General features: G+C 41.7%; 21 protein-coding genes, 3 tRNA genes and 1 pseudogene. 7 read left to right on the top strand and 18 right to left on the bottom strand.

The features are described from left to right. Nucleotides 1–393: 393 nt before the first annotated feature. The 10 genes and pseudogenes from LW728_RS09005 to LW728_RS08960 form a co-directional block, all read right to left on the bottom strand. A tRNA-Leu gene (locus LW728_RS09005) sits at nt 394–478 on the bottom strand. Next, complete coding sequence (locus LW728_RS09000) at nt 457–1,344, bottom strand: M48 family metallopeptidase (RefSeq protein WP_004163593.1); 888 nt, start codon at nt 1,342–1,344, stop codon at nt 457–459. Before LW728_RS09000 ends, LW728_RS09005 begins: the two co-directional genes overlap by 22 nt. Then, complete coding sequence (locus LW728_RS08995; RefSeq protein ID WP_004163592.1) at nt 1,337–1,756, bottom strand: tetratricopeptide repeat protein; 420 nt, start codon at nt 1,754–1,756, stop codon at nt 1,337–1,339. The genes LW728_RS09000 and LW728_RS08995 overlap by 8 nt, the downstream gene beginning before the upstream one ends. Nucleotides 1,757–1,875: 119 nt before the next feature. Next, the gene (locus LW728_RS08990; protein WP_004163591.1) at nt 1,876–2,613 is read right to left on the bottom strand and encodes a sulfite exporter TauE/SafE family protein; all 738 of its coding nucleotides are present in this window, start codon (nt 2,611–2,613) and stop codon (nt 1,876–1,878) included. Between the two features lie 31 nt (nt 2,614–2,644). Beyond that, entirely contained in the window at nt 2,645–3,412 is a 768-nt protein-coding gene (locus LW728_RS08985; RefSeq protein ID WP_004163590.1) for a proteasome-type protease, read from the bottom strand. Nucleotides 3,413–3,523: 111 nt separating this feature from the next. Continuing rightward, on the bottom strand, nt 3,524–4,300 hold the full coding sequence (gene fabG / locus LW728_RS08980; RefSeq protein WP_002775997.1) for a 3-oxoacyl-[acyl-carrier-protein] reductase: 777 nt from the start codon (nt 4,298–4,300) through the stop codon (nt 3,524–3,526). 141 nt (nt 4,301–4,441) lie between these two features. Next, nucleotides 4,442–5,341: a lysophospholipid acyltransferase family protein gene (locus LW728_RS08975; RefSeq protein ID WP_287671179.1), complete on the bottom strand. Its 900-nt coding sequence runs from the start codon at nt 5,339–5,341 to the stop codon at nt 4,442–4,444. A 105-nt stretch (nt 5,342–5,446) separates the two neighbouring features. After that, the gene (locus LW728_RS08970) at nt 5,447–5,932 is read right to left on the bottom strand and encodes a DUF29 domain-containing protein (protein ID WP_287766365.1); all 486 of its coding nucleotides are present in this window, start codon (nt 5,930–5,932) and stop codon (nt 5,447–5,449) included. 228 nt (nt 5,933–6,160) lie between these two features. Then, nucleotides 6,161–6,565, bottom strand: a pseudogene (locus LW728_RS08965) (type II toxin-antitoxin system VapC family toxin). Nucleotides 6,566–6,571: 6 nt separating this feature from the next. Beyond that, nucleotides 6,572–6,868: a hypothetical protein gene (locus LW728_RS08960; RefSeq protein ID WP_002804618.1), complete on the bottom strand. Its 297-nt coding sequence runs from the start codon at nt 6,866–6,868 to the stop codon at nt 6,572–6,574. A gap of 276 nt (nt 6,869–7,144) precedes the next feature. Between LW728_RS08960 and LW728_RS08955 the strand changes: the two genes are divergently transcribed. After that, entirely contained in the window at nt 7,145–7,399 is a 255-nt protein-coding gene (locus LW728_RS08955; RefSeq protein WP_045362322.1) for a hypothetical protein, read from the top strand. After that, a complete protein-coding gene (gene vapC / locus LW728_RS08950; RefSeq protein ID WP_061432511.1) occupies nt 7,396–7,797 on the top strand; it encodes a type II toxin-antitoxin system tRNA(fMet)-specific endonuclease VapC in 402 nt (133 codons plus the stop codon). The genes LW728_RS08955 and vapC overlap by 4 nt, the downstream gene beginning before the upstream one ends. 82 nt (nt 7,798–7,879) lie before the next feature. Here the strand turns inward: vapC and LW728_RS08945 are convergent, their stop codons facing one another. After that, nucleotides 7,880–8,602, bottom strand: a complete 723-nt coding sequence (locus LW728_RS08945) for a hypothetical protein (RefSeq protein ID WP_042790633.1) — start codon at nt 8,600–8,602, stop codon at nt 7,880–7,882. A 285-nt stretch (nt 8,603–8,887) separates the two neighbouring features. Between LW728_RS08945 and LW728_RS08940 the strand changes: the two genes are divergently transcribed. Continuing rightward, a complete protein-coding gene (locus tag LW728_RS08940) occupies nt 8,888–9,664 on the top strand; it encodes a class I SAM-dependent methyltransferase (RefSeq protein WP_287766362.1) in 777 nt (258 codons plus the stop codon). Here LW728_RS08940 and uvrA read toward each other — a convergent pair. Continuing rightward, nucleotides 9,621–12,533, bottom strand: coding sequence for an excinuclease ABC subunit UvrA (uvrA, locus tag LW728_RS08935; RefSeq protein WP_002800357.1), 2,913 nt, complete (start codon nt 12,531–12,533; stop codon nt 9,621–9,623). The genes LW728_RS08940 and uvrA overlap by 44 nt on opposite strands. A 212-nt stretch (nt 12,534–12,745) precedes the next feature. Next, nucleotides 12,746–13,519, bottom strand: a complete 774-nt coding sequence (cysE, locus tag LW728_RS08930) for a serine O-acetyltransferase (protein WP_002800356.1) — start codon at nt 13,517–13,519, stop codon at nt 12,746–12,748. Nucleotides 13,520–13,734: 215 nt separating this feature from the next. Here cysE and LW728_RS08925 point away from each other — a divergent pair, with 215 nt between their 5' ends. Then, nucleotides 13,735–15,390: a choice-of-anchor I family protein gene (locus LW728_RS08925; protein ID WP_287766361.1), complete on the top strand. Its 1,656-nt coding sequence runs from the start codon at nt 13,735–13,737 to the stop codon at nt 15,388–15,390. 331 nt (nt 15,391–15,721) lie between these two features. Here the strand turns inward: LW728_RS08925 and tsaB are convergent, their stop codons facing one another. From tsaB to LW728_RS08905, 4 genes are all read right to left on the bottom strand, one after another. Then, a complete protein-coding gene (tsaB, locus tag LW728_RS08920) occupies nt 15,722–16,324 on the bottom strand; it encodes a tRNA (adenosine(37)-N6)-threonylcarbamoyltransferase complex dimerization subunit type 1 TsaB (RefSeq protein ID WP_287766360.1) in 603 nt (200 codons plus the stop codon). A 29-nt stretch (nt 16,325–16,353) separates the two neighbouring features. Beyond that, nucleotides 16,354–16,425: transfer RNA gene (locus tag LW728_RS08915), tRNA-Lys, on the bottom strand. A 63-nt stretch (nt 16,426–16,488) separates the two neighbouring features. Next, nucleotides 16,489–17,361, bottom strand: a complete 873-nt coding sequence (locus LW728_RS08910) for an aldose epimerase family protein (RefSeq protein WP_149976517.1) — start codon at nt 17,359–17,361, stop codon at nt 16,489–16,491. Nucleotides 17,362–17,530: 169 nt separating this feature from the next. Beyond that, nucleotides 17,531–18,217, bottom strand: coding sequence for a diacylglycerol/polyprenol kinase family protein (locus tag LW728_RS08905; RefSeq protein WP_002800351.1), 687 nt, complete (start codon nt 18,215–18,217; stop codon nt 17,531–17,533). Between the two features lie 55 nt (nt 18,218–18,272). On the opposite strand from LW728_RS08905, the gene yidD reads away from it, so the two are divergent. Further along, nucleotides 18,273–18,503 carry a membrane protein insertion efficiency factor YidD gene (gene yidD, locus LW728_RS08900; protein ID WP_004162269.1) on the top strand — a complete coding sequence of 77 codons (231 nt, stop codon included), beginning with the start codon at nt 18,273–18,275 and terminating at the stop codon, nt 18,501–18,503. Nucleotides 18,504–18,519: 16 nt separating this feature from the next. On the opposite strand, the gene LW728_RS08895 is transcribed toward yidD, so the two are convergent. After that, nucleotides 18,520–19,278 carry an LmeA family phospholipid-binding protein gene (locus tag LW728_RS08895; RefSeq protein ID WP_287766358.1) on the bottom strand — a complete coding sequence of 253 codons (759 nt, stop codon included), beginning with the start codon at nt 19,276–19,278 and terminating at the stop codon, nt 18,520–18,522. Between the two features lie 198 nt (nt 19,279–19,476). Between LW728_RS08895 and LW728_RS08890 the strand changes: the two genes are divergently transcribed. Then, nucleotides 19,477–20,616, top strand: coding sequence for a ferrochelatase (locus LW728_RS08890; RefSeq protein WP_287766355.1), 1,140 nt, complete (start codon nt 19,477–19,479; stop codon nt 20,614–20,616). Nucleotides 20,617–20,672: 56 nt separating this feature from the next. Beyond that, a tRNA-Arg gene (locus tag LW728_RS08885) sits at nt 20,673–20,745 on the top strand. Nucleotides 20,746–20,866 lie beyond the last annotated feature (121 nt).

The following is a 20,866-nucleotide window of genomic DNA, read 5'->3' as shown; positions in this document are numbered from 1 at the left end:
CCTTGATAAGGTAGGGTTGATTCATGAATCAACCCTACCCTTGATAACGGGGGTGTCTGATGATTTTTAACGCCTACCTACTTATTATGTATATACATAAGGAACGCTTGTTACCCAGTTTTAAGAATTGCCTAGGGGACAATTGATACTTATAAATCAGCAACGCCGAGAATTGAACCTATAATGGAGAGAAGTATTCTCCAGAGTCAAGAATATGTCACTCAGTCAACTGTTGCCCACAGTTAATCAGTTATCTCACCAAGATAAGCTTCGACTCATTCACTTTCTGCTCCTAGCAGTCGCCAAAGAAGAGGGATGCAGCCCAGAACCAACTAGAGAACCTGATTGAGAAAATGTACTGCAAATTCTTATGCTTAGTTTTTGTCAGTTTAATGGGCGGAGTCGGACTCGAACCGACATGAGGGGCTACCTCGCCACATTTTGAGTGTGGTGCGTCTACCAATTTCGCCATTCGCCCTTGGCATTAGTTTTATCATTATAACCTATTTTTGGCCCCTTTAACAAATTTTGATAATCGGGGGAACTGGCCCAACGATCGATTTCTCGCGCACGCAGGACGGGGAGGGGATGGGTTAACTGTTGGGTTTGCAAACCCTTTAACATTTCCCCCATTTCCGAGGTGCTGACGGCATCGTAGGACTTGGCCTGATCGATAAAAGCCTCTAAATTTAATAAAGGTGCGAGACTGGGGGAACCTCCGGCTAACTTCATTAACACCGACATGACGATTTTTGGGTCTTGAACTGCCAATAAAGCCGCTCGATCGCAACTAAACTCGGCGCAGCGCACCCAGGCTAACATTCTCTCCTGTAGGGATCGTGCTAACATTGTCCCCCAATTGGGCAGTAATCCCGCCGCTAGGACCATAATATTGGCTAAAGTCAGATAAACGCCGTGTTCACATTTGAGATGACCTAATTCGTGGGCCATTACCGCTTGAATTTCTGCGGGAGTCAGCATTTCAATTAGGGAAGTGTGCATCACCATAAACGGTTTTTTGCCGCGCATGGCGAAGGTATAGGCGTTAGGAACGGGGTTTTGTTGAATGTATAATTGAGGTGGTTCTAAGTCGAGAACTCGGCAAGCTTCTAGGAGGAGATTATGCAGGTCGGGTAATTGTTTTTCTCCCACCAAAACACTAGCAGCAATATTATTTAAGTAAAAGAATTCCTCAGCGACGGAACCTAACAAACTTCTCACGGCTATATCTAACCCAGGCAATTGTTTAAGGGAATTAGTGGCCTCTAGGTCGATGGGATGCCGAAAATCATTGGCTTTTAAGCCGAGTAATAACTGTTTTGATAATTCCATATTCTTATTCATTTAACCAAACTTTAACGCGTTCTAAACTTTTCCAATCGGGTTTTCTAGCTAAACCATCGGCGATATTTTCATCCACTTCTTGGCGAACTTCTTTGTTTAAACTAATTAATTGTTGCACCAGTTCGATATGTTCCCTAACTCCGGCGGTTTTGGTTTCCAACATAGCTAAAACCAAATTGATCCGGTTTTGGGGGGAAACTTTATCGAGTTTAACGGCTTTTTGGGCGGCTTTTAGGGCTAATTCCGGTTTATCGGTGAGCATATATAACCAAGCCAAACAGGACCAAACGGCGGCATTTTTAGGAGTGCGATCGCTTAATTCTTTAAATTCGGGCAATAAACTGGCGGCACTTTCTCCCTGTTGGTAGCGTTCTAAACCTTGTTCGAGGGTAAAATTGGCGGTTTCTGTCATTTTCAGTTGCGGGGTTAATCAAGGAGCAAATTTAACGGTTATCGCTGTATTACACGGGGTTAATACAATTCACCTTCATCTAGTATTCTAGCAAAATTTGTCCCCTTGTCAGTAAAATTTTAAAAGACGATGCCCCGTTCTCGCCAGATCATCAATAGGCCACTCATCGAAACGAATAACATCACTGCTTGTTTAAATTGCTGGGGACTCATTTTTTCTAAAACTTTTTGTCCTAACCAATTACCTGGCCAGGCCGCTAATCCTAATAATAAACCGTAACCGATAAAAGGCAGATGTAAAACTCCAAAAGCTGCGTAGGCGATTAATTTGGCCACATGAACTACTACCATGTGAACGGATTTCGTTGCCACCATTGGTTCTTTAACTAGCCCATAGTTGATATAAAACAGGTTCATCATCGGGCCAGTACTACCGACTAATCCCGATAGGAAAGCGTAGATAAATCCCGAGGGCATAAAATACCAAGTTTTAATCTCAAAAAAAGGATTTTCTTCTTGGGGAAATAATTGTTTAAGCGAGGAGAAAACCAGAAAAATTCCCAAAACTAGCGGCAACCATTTGAGTTGTAAATGGGCAAAGACAAAAGCACCGAGGGTAGATCCCATAATTGCCCCGGGTAGATACCACACCGTCGAGGGCCAGTCAATGGCGCGCCAATACATTCCCATGCGTTGGACGTTACCGAGTAGCATCCCCGTGGTTAAAACCGGAGGAATGACGGCAGCATCGAGAAACCAACCTAAAACGGGGAGTAGAATCAGGGGACTGCCCCCACCAGCAAGGGTACTAAAAAACCAAGCTAGACTACCTGCCAACATCAAGGTAACAATGATCATCGAATTGTCAAGTTAAGTTAAAAAGAGCTACTTAATCTATTATGATATCCTCTTTGGGGTCTTCATCGGTATAATGCCATTCCACATTGGGCATAGCCTCGAAAGCTTGCCGGACGTAATCCTCCCAGAGTTTCCGCATTTTGGCTAGGTAGGGATCTCCTAGGCGCAATTGTAACTTATGACGTAGGCTTAGGCTATTAGCTTCATACATACTCAAATAGATGGGCGGTCCGACGGAAATATTCGATTTCATGGTCGAATCGATGGAAAGTAAGGCACATTTGGCCATTTCCTCTAGGGGTGTATCATAGGTAATAGTGCGATCGAGAATCGGTTTACCGTATTTAGTTTCACCTATCTGTAAAAAGGGCGTTTCTTTGGTGGCTTGAATATGATTTCCCTGGGGATAAATCAGGAATAATTGCGGATCTTCTCCTTTAATTTGTCCCCCAAGAATAAACTTACATTTAAAATCAATATTATCTTTTTCTAGCCAAGTTCTTTCCCTAGCTTGTACTTGACGACTTTTATCACCGATATAGTGGGCGATATCGTAGAGATGAGTCAGAGAATGGAGATTTTTATCCTCTTGATTGTGCAGATCTCTTTTTAGTTCGTGAATCACTCCTTGGCTAATCGATAAATTCCCCGATGTACAAACCATAATTACTCTTTCTCCCGATACCGAAAAGTCAAATAATTTCCGATAGGCCGAGATATAATCGACTCCCGCATTCGTGCGAGAATCCGCCCCCATAACAATGCCAAAACGATTGATAATTCCTAAACAGTAAGTCATTTTAAATTATAAATTATGAATTATGAATTGGGAAGTGGGGAGATGAGAGTGCCAGAGTTGGGATAAAAAAGCTAAATTCTGACGACCAACAACTGATAACTGATAACTGAATTAAGCCATAACCATACCACCATCGACGTTAAAGACTTGACCAGTGATATAAATAGCGGCGGGATCGGCGGCTAAAAAACGCACCATTCCGGCAACTTCTTCCGGTTTTCCATAACGGGAGAGGGGGATATATTTGAGAATTTCATCTGCTTTGAGGTCATGAGTCATATCGGTTTCAATAAAGCCGGGGGCCACGGCATTAACAGTGATGCCTCGACTGGCAAATTCTTTGGCTAAAGTTTTCGTTAAACCGATAACACCGGCTTTAGCGGCGCTGTAATTAGATTGACCCGGATTACCCATCAAACCAGATACAGAAGTGATGTTAATTATGCGGCCGCTTTTCTGTTTTAACATCAATTTACCGACGGCGCGAGTGCAGAGAAAAACTCCGGTTAAATTGAGATCGATGACCGCTTGCCAGTCTTCTAATTTCATTCTTAACATTAGGGTATCCCGGGCAATACCGGCATTATTAACTAAGACATCAATATGACCGAATTTTTGCTTGGTACTGTCCACTAAATTATCCACTTCTTCGCTTTTAGCCACATCTGCTTGTAGAGCTATTGCCTTTCCCCCGGCCGCGGTAATTTCTTCGACAACGGCATCGGCAGCACTGCTAGATTTAGCATAGTTCACCACTACAGTAGCACCCTGGCTGGCTAATTCCAAGGCGATCGCTTTACCGATCCCTCGCGAGGCCCCGGTTACTATGGCTACTTTGTCTTGTAAATGCTGGCATTCTGCGGGTAATAGTTTCATAATTTTCTGCATTCCCCAAATAATCGTCAAATCTCAAGAGAAAACTTTGTACTGATAACTTTGCTCAAAACAATTCATTATCTCACAAGCGGGTTAATTTGACCGCAGCCATCCTCAAGTGCGATCGCTCTGTCCCCACTTTCCTCTATAGTATCAGGGAGAATTGGCTGCCACTAATTGATCGAGTTGTTGCTGCATCAAATAACAGACTTTCTCATAACATTCGCGTACATAACGGCGGTCCCGGGCCGCTTTTTTGCCGTAACGTTCAAAAATAATTGGGGGACAAACCCGCGTCTGTATCGGCACAGGTAAGGGAATATTCGGCAAGGGACCGATAGCTAGTCCCCAGGGTAAACCGAAATAGATGGGACAGGTCCCTGGGTCAATACCGAAAGGCCAAGGCATACCCTGTTTATGCAATTCTTTTAATTGAGGATAAATATCTTCGAGGACAAACAGGGTCGAGTGAGCGCCGTGGGAAATGGCGGGAATAATCGGCACTTCGTACTGTAAAGCTAGTTTAACAAAAGCTAGATTACCGGCAAAATGAATTTTATTTCTTAAACTGTGGGGACGGAAAACATCCGTAGCACCTCCGGGATAAATTAGTACACTAGCACCACTATTCAAAGCGGCGATCGCCATTTTCGGATGTGCATGAATGGCCCCCATTTGGGCCGCTAGACTAGCTTGGGGTGGAAAAACTCGCCAGACTCGCGAATCCATCAAACCATAGATTAAGCGATCGCTGCCAAAGCGCTGAAACCAATCATACATCATCATAAACATATCGGGAGCTGCTAAACCGCCGTTATGGGAGCCGATGAATAATACCTGTCCTGAGGGGGGAATATTTTCCCAACCATCGGTTTTAACGCGAAAATAATGGTGATAAAACCAATCCAGAAGGGGGACAAATTTTTCGATCACTTGCGGATCGCGATCCTCTAATGACCAACCGGTGAGGGTATCAACAGGGGCCTTGGCCGCTTGTAGGGATAATTCGGCAAAAGTGGCCGTAGATGAGACAAAAGAACTAAAAATCTGCATTGATGGCCAGTGGATAATTTAATCGCATCTTATTATCGCAAATTTCGCTTAAAAAACCCATCGTTTTAGAACGGTTTTCTTTGATTATTTTATCATGTTTAATGTCTAATCTTCACAGTGAAACCAATTTTTATCTAATAATTGCTCTAAACTGTAAGGACATTCTGAGGGAAAATCGCCAGAAAAACCAGTTTTTTGTTGAACATAATCGAAAGCATCCTGATAGATTATCGGTAATTCCTCAGCCAAATAATTCTGTAAATTCGTCGTTAAACATTTTCTTAATTGCGTGCGAAAACTGATAATTTCCGCTCGCCAATGATTCCGATTTATTTCTGCTTCTGTTGTCCAATATTGTAAAAGTAATAAATGCCTGATCACTTGTTCAAGTAAGCTACTGACTCGGTTTTTATCTCTTTTACTCAAGCTTTCTAATTCCTCAATTAAATGGATTGCATCTAATTCATCTAAGCGATTTTCCTTGAGGAGTTTTATTATTTCCTCTAACCAGAGATGTTGATCAATTTCGTAAAGTAGGGGTAGGGTTTCTCCTCCCTCTACTTGCCAGGGATTCTGATTTAAAGTTTTCATTGCATTGTTTACGGTTCTTAATAGGAGATAAGTACCCTCATATATATATTAGGCCACTTTCTCCTAATTTTGATAGTGACACAGGAAAAATCACCGTCCCGCCAATTCTCGTTCATAGTATCATTAGTGCATAGCCAATTTTGTAGGGTGCGTTAACGTAGTGTAACGCACGTCTTTACTGACTCAAGCTATTAAAATATGTCGGATGACTTAAAGATTGGGTTTAATTTATAACTCTACCCAATTCTCTAAACTTAATCCTTCAACCCTCAATAAATCACTGCTATTATAAACAACAATTAAACTTTTAACTATAGCAGTAGCAGCAATTAAAATATCTTCTGTTTGTATGGGTAATCCTCTTAATCTAAGATGAGCATGAATTTCGGCTGCTTTTTATAAAATAGCTAAATCATCTAATAAAATAATTTGATAATCCTGAGAAAGTTTGTTAAATCTTTCTCTTTGTTTAGGTGCAGCAACTGCCAACAATCCCCTCTTAATTTCAAAATAAGTAATGCAACTGATAAAGATACTTTTTCTTTGAGCTTTGACATCTTCAATTTTTTGATAAACTTTAAGATCACGCTTAATAATCAAAGAAACGATATTAGTATCTAACAAATAACTCATAATTACCTATTTACGCTTAATTGCTTCATCGAAAATAGCCATTTGTTCAGGAGTAAAATCGCCGCCAATTTTTGACAGGATTTCTGTGGACATAATAAAGCTACAATGCTCTTTCAATTCTGCCTCTGACATAGTGTTAAATTCCTCAAAAGGTAAATTTTTTTCAAATAATTCAACCAAATGTTTCACTATTTCTGAACAATTAAGCTCCTCTTTGAAGAAAGGGCGGTCTTCCATTAAAATAGAAACAACTTGCTCAATTCTCTTAATCATTGATTTTTGTCTGACATCAGTTGATAACATACTTAGGTCTCCAGTAAATTTTCAATAATATTTATCAACTGCCAATATATCAAGTTTCTCGTGGTTATGCAACATCGTGAGTTCGATCTCGAATAGATCCCTGTAACGGTGTCTTGGGTGGGATGTATCACCATTCTCATCCGATGGTGATTTCTACCATGTCCAACCTCTTTGGGGTGAAGATGTCTTTATGGTTAAAAGACCCCAAGGGACGCACCTTGTCAGACGAGGACATATTACACTATCCTTATGATAGTAGTAACCTTAGCCGAAACCATGAAAACAATTAGTTTTAAAACCCATGTAGGAGAAGATGGAACATTACAAATATCTTTACCGCCTGAACTTAAAAACACAGATTTAGAAGTTACCTTAGTTTATCAGCCAATATCTCTAAAAGAACAAGAAGAAAAAACTACATTTAGCCAATGGCAAGAAGGCTTCTTTGAAGAAGTAATTGGCGGTTGGGAAGGTGAATTATTAGTAAGAGAAAAACAGCCAGATTATGAGGAAAGAGAACAACTACTATGACTTATCTGTTAGATACAAATGTTTGTATTAAGCTACTTAATAATAGTAGTTTGGCTGTTACTCATGAGTTAGCAAAACATCAGCCAGACGAGATTTATTTATCTACTGTGGTACAATTAGAATTATATTATGGGGCTTACAAAAGCAGTAGAAAAGAGCAAAATTTAGCAAAGCTAGAGCGTTTCTGTAATCAATTTAGTATTTTACCTTTTGACCAAAATTCTGCAAAAATTGCTGGAAGAATTCGTTCTCAATTAAATCAATTAGGTATTCCTATCGGTGGTTATGATTTACAAATTGCAGCTCTTGCTATGGCTAATGAGTTAATTTTAATCACTCATAATATCCGTGAATTCAGTCGTATAGATGGTTTAAAATATGAAGACTGGGAGATTTAATTATGGCTAATACTATAAAATAACGTAAAATAGCGTTAAACTAGCTATAATTTTTGATACAGTATTAGCAGGATCTATTTAATTAAAAAACCTGCCTTTTGATGATTGACATTTCATCAACAATTTCACCAAATCTTTCGTGTTTGATTCTGATTCTTTCTCTGACTCGATAAACTTGACCATTGCTAGAATTAAAAATATCATAAATAAATGATGTTTCTGTTGGATCTTGACCGTAAGAAGAACACTTAAAAGCAATTTCTAATGAAGAAATAAAGCCTCTATATTCGACCCAATCTTCTTCTTGACAAGCTTCTATATAAGATAATTTATCGGATTTTAGATCGTATGTGAAATATCCAGTATCTACTGAACCCCAGTTATTAGCTAAATAGTATCGAGCTAAAATATAATTATTTTTTATATCGAAAGATATGGGTGTGAATATTATATATCCAGGAAATTTTTCTGAACGTAATTCAATCTTTTTTATTTCATTATTATTTTCAATAATAATCTTAATAGATAGAGTTTCCCTGTCCGTTGCTGGTTCACAAAATCCCGATGTATTTGTTTGATCTTCATCTTTTCCTATTCTTCTTAAAAACCCTTCAAAATAAACTTTTGTGCTAGAGTCATTTGATGCTAATTTTTCTGATTGATAGATCAATTCAACTACTCGATTACAATTATCTCCTTCCAAAGCTCGAATAGGAAAAGAAGCCTCATTCTGAGTATATCCATGACTAACCGTCGATAAAAAAAACGTCATAAATATTGCATTGCTCAAAATAGTTTTGTTCATATCATCTCAAGACAAATGTTTTTTCCTATTGATTAAGATAATATTTGAAGTTTTTTATCTAAGTGTTAATAATGACTGGTTGTGGTAATTTTAACACAGACAGACACCAAAGACAACTACTATAAAATAACTTTACATTTCTTTTATCACTTTTGGAAAATGCTATCCTTGTAGATAAGACAAAAGAACTAAAAATCTCCATTGATGCCAATTGGATAATTTAAGCGCATCTTATGATAGTCTAAATATTTTCTTAAAGATGGCAGTAGGAAAGAGCGATCGAGAATGATTAAGGACAAAAATCAGCAAACCTATAGAGACCCTAGTATTGTCGGTTATTATGCCCAATTAACCGCCCTACAGCCGGCAGAAAAGACAATTTTAACCCTGCTGCAAGAGCGTTTATCAACCATGAAAATGCTTGATTTAGGGGTAGGTGCGGGACGAACTACGAAGTATTTTGCCCCTCTTGTGGGAGAATATATCGGTGTTGATTATTCTGCGGAAATGATCGCCGCTTGTCGTCAAAAATTCCCCCATTTAGTCTGGCAAGTGGCCGATGCTAGAAATCTAGAACAATTTGCCGATAATTATTTTGATTTTATTCTCTTTAGTTTTAATGGCATTGATTATATTTCCCCTGCTGACCGTTTTCTAGTTTTAGAGGAAATTAGCCGCATCGGTAAAACTGGCGGTTATTTTTGTTTTTCTAGTCATAATCTTCAGGGAATTATCCCAGAATTTGATTGGAAAAAAAAGATTAGTTTCAATCCTTTTAGTAGCTATGTAAATTTAGTCCTCTGGGTGATTTTGCGTGCCTGTAATCCCTCTCTTAGCTACCAAAAGTTATTGACTGCTGACTATGCAATTATTCGGGATGAACCCCATAATTTTCGTCTCCAAAATTATTACGCCACCCCCAAAGAACAATTAAGACAGTTAAAGTCTTACTTTCAAGAGATTAAAATTTATTCTTGGAAAACCGGTCAGGAAATTAAAAGCGAACAAGAGTTAAATACTAATCTTGATCATTGGCTTTATTATCTCTGTGTTCTTCCCTAATATTATCCCGCTTTTTTGGGGGATATTGAAGTAATGCTTGGGCAAGATAATGACCGGTGTAGGATTTTTCACATTTAGCCACGGTTTCCGGTGTTCCCACCGCGATTAATTCTCCTCCCTTGTCCCCTCCTTCCGGTCCCAAATCAATAATCCAATCGCTACAGCGAATCACGTCGAGATTATGTTCGATGACGATAATCGAATTACCTTTATCGACCAATCTTTGTAACACATCTAAGAGATGATGCACATCATAAAAAGATAATCCCGTAGTCGGTTCATCGATCAAATATAGAGTTTTTCCCGTGGCCCGTCGGGATAATTCGGCCGCTAATTTCACCCTTTGCGCTTCTCCACCGGATAAAGTGGGCGCACTTTGACCGAGTTTACAGTATCCTAAACCCACATCCACGAGAGTTTGTAATCTGGTGGTGGCCCGGGGGACATTTTCAAAGACCTTTAATGCTTCCTCGATCGTCATATCTAAGACATCGGCGATCGAATAACCTTTATACTTAACCTGTAGGGTTTCCCGATTATAACGCGCCCCTTTACACACATCACACTGCACATAGACATCGGGGAGAAAATTCATCTCGATGACGTTTACCCCTTGGCCTAGGCAAGCTTCACAGCGTCCTCCCTTAACATTAAAAGAAAACTGCCCCGCTTTGTAACCCCTAGCTTTTGCTTCGATGGTTTCGGTGAAAATCTCGCGAATAATGTCAAAAACCCCCGTATAGGTGGCAGGATTTGACCGAGGAGTGCGTCCTATCGGTGATTGGTCGATGACAATTACTTTATCAACCGCGTCCAATCCTTCCACTTTATCTAACTCTTTGGGGAAGGGAGTTAAACGGGTTAAATGATGTTGTAAAGCTGGATATAATAACTCATTAATTAGGGTGGATTTGCCTGAACCAGATACCCCCGTAATCGAGACTAATTTTCCTAAAGGAATCGTTACATCAATATTTCTTAGGTTATTTTGATGGCAATTTTTTAAAACTAAAGCATTACCATTCCCTTCCCTTCTTTGGTGAGGAGTTTCAATAACTTTGCGTCCCGATAGGTAGGCCCCTGTTATCGATTTTTTGGACTTTAAAAGGGTTTTAAAACTGCCTTGACAGATGATTTCTCCGCCATGAATCCCCGCTTTCGGACCGATATCGACCACATAATCGGCTGCCCGAATCGTTTCTTCATCGTGTTCGACGACGATTAAAGTATTACCTAAATCTCGCAATCTTTGCAGGGTTTCTAACAGTTTACTATTATCTCTTTGGTGTAATCCGATGCTAGGTTCATCGAGAACGTATAAGACTCCCGTTAATCCCGAACCGATTTGAGTCGCTAATCGAATTCGTTGGGATTCTCCCCCGGATAAAGTCATCGCTGGTCGATCGAGGGTAAGATAATCTAATCCCACATCGATTAAAAATTGTAGTCTCGCTTTGATTTCTTTGAGGGCTAATTCCCCAATTAATGCCTGTCTTGGGGTTAAATGACAATCATTAATTCTCTGCAAACAATCCCGAATGGGAACTCCGGTAAAATCCGTGATCGTATATTGTCCTAAACGTACCGATAAAGCTTCCGGTTTTAATCTTTTTCCGTGACAAACTTCGCAGGTTTGGTTAACAATATATTTTTCTAGTCTTTGTTTAATAACTTCCGAAGTGGTTTCTTGATAATTCCTATCTAAGATATTGATAACTCCGGCAAATTCTCGATAGTAACCGCGACCAGTATCGTAACGGTAATCATCTTCAAAATAGATCGGTTCTTTACTACCATAGAGAATGATATCTTGCTGGGTTTTTGTTAGTTTATGCCAAGGAGTTTGGATTTCAAAACCTAAAGCTTGCCCTAAACCGTAGAGGAGAGAAAGATAGTAGGAATTATCCTTATCTGACCAGGGGGCAATAGCAGAATATACTGGTTGTTTCGGGTCTGGAATGACTAAATCTGCCGAAAATTTCCGTAAACTGCCCAATCCGTGACAGTTGGGACAAGCACCATAGGGAGAATTAAAAGAGAATAAACGGGGAGATAATTCTTCCATAACTGCCCCGTGTTCGGGACAGGCAAATTTCTCGGAAAAGACAATTTCTTTGGTAACTTCGGGATTATCTTCGTTATTCTCATCGAGAATTTCCACAATCGCTACACCGTCGGAATGCTTTAAACAAGTGGTTAAAGAATCCACTAATCTTTCCTGTAAACCCTCTTTTTTGATCAGGCGATCGATAACAATTTCAATATCATGAAGATGTTTTTTATCTAACTCGATGCCCTCGGATAATTCTACTACCTTGCCGTCAATCCGCACCCGGGCAAAGCCTTGGGAGGCCAAACTAGAGATTAATTGCTTATGAGTGCCTTTTTTGCCGCGAATTACCGGGGCCAAGATTTGAAAACGGGTTTTCTCGGCTAATTCCATCACTCGATCGCACATTTGATCGATGGTTTGGGGGGCAATATTGCGATCGCAATGGGGACAATGGGGTTCACCGGCACGACCGAACAATAAACGCAAGTAATCGTAAATTTCCGTAACAGTTCCCACACTAGAGCGGGGATTGTGGGAAGTGGATTTTTGGTCGATGGAAATAGCCGGACTTAAACCCTCGATCGCATCCACATCGGGTTTATCTAATTGTCCTAAAAATTGACGTGCGTAGGCGCTGAGGGACTCCACATAGCGGCGCTGTCCCTCGGCAAAAATGGTGTCGAAAGCGAGGGAAGATTTGCCCGATCCCGAAACTCCGGTAAAAACAATCAACTGATTGCGGGGTAATTCGAGATCAACATTTTTGAGATTGTGTTGTCGTGCGCCACGGATACGGATTGAGTCAGTTTGAGCCATCGGACGGTGCCAAGTAGTCCTTAACAATCATAGCCTTGATGAATGAGTTTCAGCTAGTAAGTAAGTAGTTATTAAAAATTGTCAGATACCCCCCTTATCAAGGGGGGATTAAGGGGGGGGCAGGGGGGAGCGAAGGCAAAATCTATCTTCTATTTAATTAAAACCACTTATTTAGAAAACCAGTCTTCTATCATATCAGAAGATTCTCGGGGTTAAACCGCTCTTTCGAGAAACTCGCGCATATCCCGATCGGCCGCAGGACAAAAGCTATGACTCGCTTCTTCTTCTAAATGGGCTAAAACTGGGCAATTAATCCGATAATCTGGTTCTTTTGACCGTTCTAGCCGCAATTCGTACACTTGTTTTTCCAGTTGTTCGATGCGGTCCACCAAAGCGCGAATAGCCACCGCTTCCGAGTCGGGTAAATCACCGTGTTCTAGGGGTTCCACCCGCGTCCCGGCCCGATAGATTAAACGACCTGGTACACCAACAACGGTACAATCGGCAGGAATATCGCGCAGGACCACAGAACCAGCACCGACGCGAACGTTATTACCCAGATAAATATTACCTAAAACCTTGGCCCCAGCGCCGACGACCACATTTTCCCCTAGAGTCGGATGACGTTTACCGCTTTCTTTCCCCGTCCCTCCTAAAGTAACTCCTTGATAGATGAGGGCATAATCACCGACAATGGCCGTTTCTCCGATGACCACTCCCATGCCATGGTCGATAAAAACACCCTGACCTATTTGGGCGCCGGGGTGAATTTCGATACCAGTCAGAAAACGGGCAAGATGGGAAATTAAACGGGGAATAAAGGGAATCCCGATCTGATATAGCCAATGGGCGAAGCGATGGCACAGTAAAGCTTGTAATCCGGGATAACAAAACAGTACCTCTAACCAGTTGCGGGCAGCGGGGTCACGTTCAAAAATGATCTTGAAATCGGCTAGGAGAGTAGATAACACGAGTCTTGATTCCATATTGATCGAGCTTATACTAATCCATGTTATCACTCCGGTAAATGAGCCGTTCAACTAAAAATCGAGCGAGTAACCCGTTTTCCTAGTTCGCTTTTACTGTTCTCGGCCAAATTTTGAAGATATCCTTAATTTCTCTCCTGTTTAATCTTCCTTTAACTTGGGTCTGAAAAAATGCGATTGTTTAGCCCTTTTTTTGCAGGTTTTCAGCTAAAAATATGATTCATGCTATCTATCGTCACCATTGGAAATTTTTATTAACCTTGCTGTCAATTGCTGGCAGTATCAACATCGTTACCGAATCGGCCTCAGCTTTAAATATCACCCGATTGAGCAGTCTTGGCAATAGTACAACTGCTGCTAATAACTTCGGGGCAGAAATTCCCGCTTATGACCCCTCTAGTCGCAGATTATTCCTGACCGGTCCCAATAATCGTCTAGATATTGCCGATATCAGTAATCCCGCTAGTCCTATTACCTTATCATCGCTCGATCTTAGCTCCTACGGTGCGGGGGTTAACAGCGTTGCCATCAAAAATGGTATCGTGGCCCTGGCCATGGAAGCTAATCCCATTACCAATAACGGCAGTGTAGTATTTTTCGATACTAATGGTGTCTTTCAGAGTCAGGTTACTGTGGGCGCTTTACCAGATATGTTAACCTTTACTCCTGACGGTAATCGGGTTTTGGTCGCTAACGAGGGGGAACCAGCTAATGGTGTCAATCCCGATGGTTCCGTTAGTATTATTGATCTTAGTGCTGGTGTTCTCAATCCCACGGTCAACACTGCTACCTTTACCAGTTTTAATGGTCAAGAGAACACTTTCAGAAGTCAGGGAGTCCGTATTTTTCCCGGTCAAACGGTTTCCCAAGATGTGGAACCGGAATACATCACCGTTTCCGACGATGGAACCACTGCATGGGTGTCTCTACAGGAAAATAATGCTATTGCAATAGTCAATATTGTTAACGCTCAAGTCACCAGTATTTTACCCCTAGGAGCCAAAAATTTTAACGCACCGGGTAATGGTTTGGATCCTAGCGATCAAGATGGGGTAGTATTTGGAGGAGCGACTAATTCCCCAGCAGTCAGAATTAATAATTGGCCGGTTTTTGGCTTATATCAACCGGATACGATCGCCACCGTTACCATCGCCGGACAAACCTATTTAATTTCTGCCAATGAAGGGGATACTAGAAATGAGGCTCGACGAGTTTCTACTCTAACTTTAGACCCCAATGCTTTCCCTAATGCGGCCACATTGAAATTAACCCAAAATCTCGGACGTTTAGATGTTTCTAGCATTGACGGACTCAATGGCCAAGGTCAATATAGCCAACTTTTTGCCTATGGTGGTCGTTCTTTTTCGATTTGGAATGTCACTAATGGACTGTCCCAAGTCTTCGATAGTGGCGATGATTTTGAACAAATTTTAGCGACTTTTTCGGCAACTCCCCTAACTGCTAGTATTTTTAATTCCGATGGCACTCCTAGCAGTTTCGATAGTCGTAGCGATAACCGCGGGCCGGAACCGGAAGGTTTAGCATTGGGAACTGTGGGTAATCGTCTCTATAGTTTTGTGGGAATAGAAAGGGCTGGCGGTTTCATGGTTTATGATATCACCAACCCTAGTAATCCTTTGTTCACCAATTATATCAACGATTCGCAATTAGGCGATATCTCTCCCGAAGGATTATTATTTATCCCCGCTGCCGATAGTCCTAATGGTACTCCCCTGTTAATTGTTGCCAATGAAGTGAGTCGTAATGTGGCGATTTATTCCGTTGAACCCGTACCCGAACCTAGCGCAGTTTTAGGATTATTAACCCTCGGATTAGCTGGTTATAGTTTGAAAAAAAGAGGGAATTCCTAATTAGGGTCTGCTGAAAAAGTTTTTCGGTGGTGGCAGGGTGTAGGGTGTAGGGTGTGGGGTGTAGGGTTTTACCGATTTTGAGGGGGTCAATTACCTAATTTTCAGGGAAAAAGTCCAGGGATTTTCCCCCCGATCACTCCCATATCCATTACTTTTTGATGGCCAAAAAGTCTAAAAGTTTTACCCAACAAGGTTTTTAGATTTATTCAGCAAACCCTAATTAGAGCCTTTAATTGATTAATGCTCATTCTTAATTCTCCTGAATCCTGACTACTGGCTCCTTACTCCTCACCTAAGGTCAGATTTTTGATTTTTGCAAGAGATCCATTAATCACATCGCGTAAAATGGTAGCGCCTCGGACCAATGGGGGCGTTTTCCCATTTGCCAGTCCAAATAGGCTAAATCGAGGATAGCGGGGGCATTTATGCCTAAATAGCTGGGTGTAGCTAATCTTTGATAGGAAATAGTTAAGTTTTCTAAAGTCTGCTGCCATTGTTCCAAAGTCATCAGGCTATCAGCTAAATAAACCCGATTACCCCGATAGATGCCCACATACAATTGTCCCCTAGTGGCGGGCATTTCTAAGGCTAGATGGGTATCGACGGGGTAAAAATCCCGTTGTGACCAAGCAAAGGCCGCTAAACTGGAGACGGTAAAAATCGGTAGCTGTAATTGTTGTGCTAGGGTTCTACCGGTGACTATACCGATGCGGGTACTGGTAAAGCTCCCCGGCCCCTTAGCGGTGGCTAGAAAGGCTAAATCAGCCCATTTTTGCGGAGCCAGGAACTGTTTTAGATAGGGGTGGAATAGGTTCGATAAATCCCTGTCTAAGTCCCAAGTTTGTTGACGACTATCATCGCTGAAATTAGAGATGGCTAGTCCTAGTTGGGGACTGCTGGTATGTAAGGCTAATCCGTAAACAGGGGAAGACAAGTCAATCTTTCTGTATTAGTAAGTTTTTATGGGTCGCCTGGGATTCGAACCCAAGACCAATCGGTTAAAAGCCGAGTGCTCTACCGCTGAGCTAGCGACCCGTTTCGTGTTCTGCACACGATTTATCAATATAACATCTGATCGGGGCTAAGTCAAGGGGTAATTTAAATTTGATTGACTCGCATTTCCACGATCGCCTCGCGGCTACTCTGGGGTTCTAGGTAGGTCAAATGTTCGCCTGTGTTGAGGGCGTTGCGGGGGGCGCTCCAGGGTTCGAGACAGATATAATTTTTATCTTTCAGGGTCCAAAAAACTAGAGTCGTATAGAGATCGTCGTAACCGAGGACAATTTGACGCTGATGATAGGAATCACTAAAACTACTTTGATGGCGCGTAATTTGCGGAAAAGCGGCATCAATTTCTTCGAGATTAAAGTCAAAGTTGCCGGAGTAGGAATGGAGGGTTTTCGTGCGTTGGTCGAGGTATTGAGAGGAGGGAATATCAAAGGATAATCGGGTTTTATCGGTGACTTGAAAATAGGGATGGAACCCGATAGAAAAGGGCATTCTTTCGGGAGAAAGATTAATCACTTTTTGGTGAATTTTGAGGCTGTTTCCTTGCAGTTGATAGGTAAAGATTAATTGAAAATCAAAGGGATAGACTTGACGAGTGGCCGGATTACTGTTTAATTCTAGGGTTAAACTAGCGGCGGTTTCGCTGCTTTGTTTGCTCACTTGCCAGGGTAAATCACGAGCAAATCCGTGTTGTTTGAGGGTGTAGTTTCGGCCTTGGTGTTGATAGCTATTATCGGGTAAGTTGCCACAGATAGGGAATAAAATCGGGACTCCTCCGCGCACACTGAGGTTAGGATCTTTGAATCTTTCTGTGTCCAGATATAAAATATCTTCTCCGCAAATTTGCCAACGGGTGATGATTCCTCCCCTAGCGGGAACCACTTCCAGATAAGCGTCAGCTTCTTCATCCTTGAGACAATAGGTAAGATATTGATTTTGGTTTTGAGTGATCGTAAAAGTCATATCAGTTATCAGTTATCAGTTATCAGAACGTAGGTTGGGTTGAAGCATGAAACCCAACACCCGCTCATGTTACGCTACCACTAACCCATCCTAACAAATAATTGTGCCTCCCTACTTAGCTTAACCAATGAGGTTTTAGATTCGGCCCTTGTGAATAAGCTGAGATAGCCTAGCTTGAGATGAAAATTTGGGTAAGAAAATAGGCAATGGCGGCACTACCAACCGGTACAGTGAGATTATCTATACCTAGTTTCGAGAAAGTTTCTAGAATAGTAGCTCCGATCGCTGTCAATAAAGATACTAGAATAATTGGCGGATTTATGCCATTAATAAAAGATAAAATAATCAAGCTGACTAAAAAGCTGATTACTAACATAGTCAGGGAACCCTCCAGACTTTTGCCACTGCCGAAAATTTTGTAGGGATGTTGACCAAAATTTTGTCCGACTAGGGCCGCAAATCCGTCTCCCAAAGCCATAATTAAAATACCCATTGCCGCATATTCGGGGTGAGAAATTGGCCAAAAATAACCCACGAGAACACCGATACTAACAGCATAAAAAAAAGTTCCCCAACTGCGGCGACCGACACTATTAAGACTGGGTAAAATGGGGAAAAAATAGGATAGGATAGCGATAGTTGCCGCTAGGATCGCCGCGCTTATTCCCACCCAAGCGGGGATATTTAACCACCAGGCAAAAAGGATGACGTTTCCCGTGCCAATGTGGACAACCTTGCGGGTAATTTCGCCATTGGTGCTGAAAAGACTTTTTAATTTTTCAGCGATCAGAATCAGAACAGCTAGGTAACAGGCGACTAAACCGATCGAAAATAGGAGAGAGTGGGATAGTTCCACGTGGCAAAAGCGAAAATTGACTATCTATTTAGTTTAGGTGATCGAGGTGACATTGTTGAAAGGAATTTTTATTGGCTTAATTGAGGGATATCGACGGTTTATTTCGCCGCTATTTCCCCCTTCCTGTCGTTTTCAACCCACCTGTTCCCAGTATGCCATGGAAGCGATCGATCGCTTTGGTGTGCTGCGCGGTTCTTGGTTGGCAATTAAGCGTATTCTCCGTTGTCATCCCTTTCACCCCGGAGGTTACGATCCCGTGCCTCCCTGTCACCACAAGCACGATTAAAAGGCAAAAATACTGCCTATTTTCTTTGGGGAAAACGCTCGATATCGGCGATACCATAAAAGATAATCTGTTTATCTTTTAAACGTAGTCGATCGACTCTTAATTGAGTACCATCGAGGGCAAATTTATCTAAATCCATAAGGTTGTTAACGTGGCTGATTAAAGCTTCTCCTAAAGCTTTCGATCTTTCGTCGCCTTGATAAACCACATCAACAAATTGAATTTTTCGCCGTTCTTCCACAACCACAGCAGTGGTCATTTCTAGAAGAATTGGTTCTTCTTCTCCTAATTTAATTAGACTTTTCAGAGTTAAAGTTTTATCGTCATTGAGAATTAATTCCGTATTCTGACAGTGAATTGATTTACCTTCGTACTCTAATCTTTGCAGTTTTTCGACAATAAAAGGTGTATTAAAAGAGGTGGTTAAGTCTTCTTCCGTTAAAACTACCCGCAAAGTGGCCCGCGTCGGTTGACGGAGTTTCACCTGTCCGGTAAAAATGGCACTAAAATCGATCGCCACCGCCTGCACATACAATTCCATGGCTTCGATGCGTAGGCCATTGTACATGAGCATTGACTGACCGATAAAGTCAAAACCGTCGATACTGCCTTGCAGTAATTTGGCTACGGGTTCGGCGCGGACAGTCGCTGTCAGCTTGCCTGTGCGTTTGAATAATGCAGCGATTGCAGCACTCACCACTTTACTGATGAGTTGATCGCCGCTCTGATTGGAAAAAGGTAAGCTACCAAACACGCCTGCTGTCATATCTCTCATAGGTGGGACTGCAACGATCTTAACATTATTTAAAGTTTCTTTACATATCGTTTTATTAATCAGGATGATAAGCAATCTGTATGATTCTGTAGAGGTTATAAATTTTTAGCGGTCTATCGCGTGCGAGGGGATAGGATGGAAAAACGCTACTATCCCAGTGATATAGCGTTTTTCACTTAAAAAATCGGGGTTAAAAACGTGGTTGCCATTTCAGATCAACAACCGTTAGCCGCTACCCACAACCACAGCGATCGAGTGGCGGTATTATTGATGGGATACGGGGAAGTGGAGAGTTACGAGGACTTCGCCAACTATAATGAACAGGCCTTAAATCTGCTGACGGCTAAGTTCGCTCCCGTACCGACTTGGGTTTATCCTCCCCTAGCGAAATTATTGGCTATATTTGACCTGCACGAATGGCAGCACCAGCATAATCACTTTATTTCCCCCCATAACCACATTTTCGAGCATCAAAGACAGGAAATCGAGCGCAATTTACAGGCAAAATGGGGTAATCGGGTGGAGGTATTCAAAGCGTTTAACTTCTGTGCGCCTTTTTTACCGGCACAGGTGTTAACGGAAATCCGCGAGCGGGGATTTGAGAAAATTTTGATCTATCCTCTCCTCGTTGTTGATTCTATCTTTACCAGTGGCATTGCCATCGAACAAGTTAACAAAGCTTTAGCTCAAGGACAAACGGGGGAACATTGGGTCAAAGGATTGCGCTATATTCCCTCGTTTTATAACCAACCCGCTTATATAGAGCTAATGGCGCGGTTAGTGGAGGAAAAAATCGCGGCCGAGGTAGCTAGTAGCTGTCTTCCCTCGCAAATTGGCATTATTTTAATGAATCACGGTTGTCCCCACGAAGCTAAGGGATTTACCTCGGGAATCGATGAAAGTCAAGCTTTATACGAGTTGGTCCGGGAAAAATTAATCTATCGTTATCCCTTGATTTCTGTGGGTTGGTTAAATCACCAAACCCCTTTAATTAAATGGACGCAACCGAATGCAGAGTTAGCGGCGAAGAATTTAATCGAATTGGGGGCCAAAGCCTTAATTTTCATGCCGATTGGCTTTGCTACGGAAAATCACGAAACTTTACTGGATGTGGAGCATATTATCGAAGCTTTACGCCGCAAACACGACCAAGTTAATTATGTGCAGATGGCTTGTGTCAACGATAACCCCGAATTTTGCCGGATGGCCGCCGATTGGGCCGAGGAACATATCGAAGCTTTACTATCACAAGAGGCTTTATCTGTCAATAGTTCTGTAACAATTCCTCACATTCATTCCGACCACCATCATCACCACGGACATCACCATCATCATTGAAAATCAGTCCTACCACTTGTCACTTTTGGAAGTATAATCTATAATTGTGCTTTCCTGGGTACGTAGCTCAATGGATAGAGCATCCGCCTTCTAAGCGGACGGTTGTAGGTTCGATCCCTACCGTACCCGTTATTGTTAAGTAGGGTCTGCTGAAAAAGTTTTTCCTGGGGGTAGGGTGTGGGGTGTGGGGTGTGGGGTGTAGGGTTTTACCGATTTTCAGGTGGTCAACTACCTAATTTTCAGGGAAAAA

This window comes from Microcystis sp. 49638_E5, assembly GCF_021300285.1.
Classification (GTDB): Bacteria; Cyanobacteriota; Cyanobacteriia; order Cyanobacteriales; family Microcystaceae; genus Microcystis; species Microcystis aeruginosa_C.
The sequence above is the reverse complement of the archived record's forward strand: the minus strand, read 5'-3'. Positions and strand labels throughout refer to the sequence as shown.

Excerpts from the sequence above, each read along its gene's own strand:
- LW728_RS08925 (WP_287766361.1), top strand. The coding sequence starts at position 13,735 with ATGATTCATGCTATCTATCGTCACCATTGGAAATTTTTATTAACCTTG.
- LW728_RS08990 (WP_004163591.1), bottom strand. The coding sequence starts at position 2,613 with ATGATCATTGTTACCTTGATGTTGGCAGGTAGTCTAGCTTGGTTTTTT.
- LW728_RS08955 (WP_045362322.1), top strand. The coding sequence starts at position 7,145 with ATGAAAACAATTAGTTTTAAAACCCATGTAGGAGAAGATGGAACATTA.
- LW728_RS08995 (WP_004163592.1), bottom strand. The coding sequence starts at position 1,756 with ATGACAGAAACCGCCAATTTTACCCTCGAACAAGGTTTAGAACGCTAC.
- vapC (WP_061432511.1), top strand. The coding sequence starts at position 7,396 with ATGACTTATCTGTTAGATACAAATGTTTGTATTAAGCTACTTAATAAT.
- LW728_RS08910 (WP_149976517.1), bottom strand. The coding sequence starts at position 17,361 with ATGACTTTTACGATCACTCAAAACCAAAATCAATATCTTACCTATTGT.
- LW728_RS09000 (WP_004163593.1), bottom strand. The coding sequence starts at position 1,344 with ATGAATAAGAATATGGAATTATCAAAACAGTTATTACTCGGCTTAAAA.
- LW728_RS08975 (WP_287671179.1), bottom strand. The coding sequence starts at position 5,341 with ATGCAGATTTTTAGTTCTTTTGTCTCATCTACGGCCACTTTTGCCGAA.
- fabG (WP_002775997.1), bottom strand. The coding sequence starts at position 4,300 with ATGCAGAAAATTATGAAACTATTACCCGCAGAATGCCAGCATTTACAA.
- LW728_RS08895 (WP_287766358.1), bottom strand. The coding sequence starts at position 19,278 with ATGAGAGATATGACAGCAGGCGTGTTTGGTAGCTTACCTTTTTCCAAT.
- LW728_RS08985 (WP_004163590.1), bottom strand. The coding sequence starts at position 3,412 with ATGACTTACTGTTTAGGAATTATCAATCGTTTTGGCATTGTTATGGGG.
- LW728_RS08960 (WP_002804618.1), bottom strand. The coding sequence starts at position 6,868 with ATGTTATCAACTGATGTCAGACAAAAATCAATGATTAAGAGAATTGAG.
- LW728_RS08970 (WP_287766365.1), bottom strand. The coding sequence starts at position 5,932 with ATGAAAACTTTAAATCAGAATCCCTGGCAAGTAGAGGGAGGAGAAACC.
- cysE (WP_002800356.1), bottom strand. The coding sequence starts at position 13,519 with ATGGAATCAAGACTCGTGTTATCTACTCTCCTAGCCGATTTCAAGATC.
- LW728_RS08945 (WP_042790633.1), bottom strand. The coding sequence starts at position 8,602 with ATGAACAAAACTATTTTGAGCAATGCAATATTTATGACGTTTTTTTTA.
- uvrA (WP_002800357.1), bottom strand. The coding sequence starts at position 12,533 with ATGGCTCAAACTGACTCAATCCGTATCCGTGGCGCACGACAACACAAT.
- LW728_RS08940 (WP_287766362.1), top strand. The coding sequence starts at position 8,888 with ATGATTAAGGACAAAAATCAGCAAACCTATAGAGACCCTAGTATTGTC.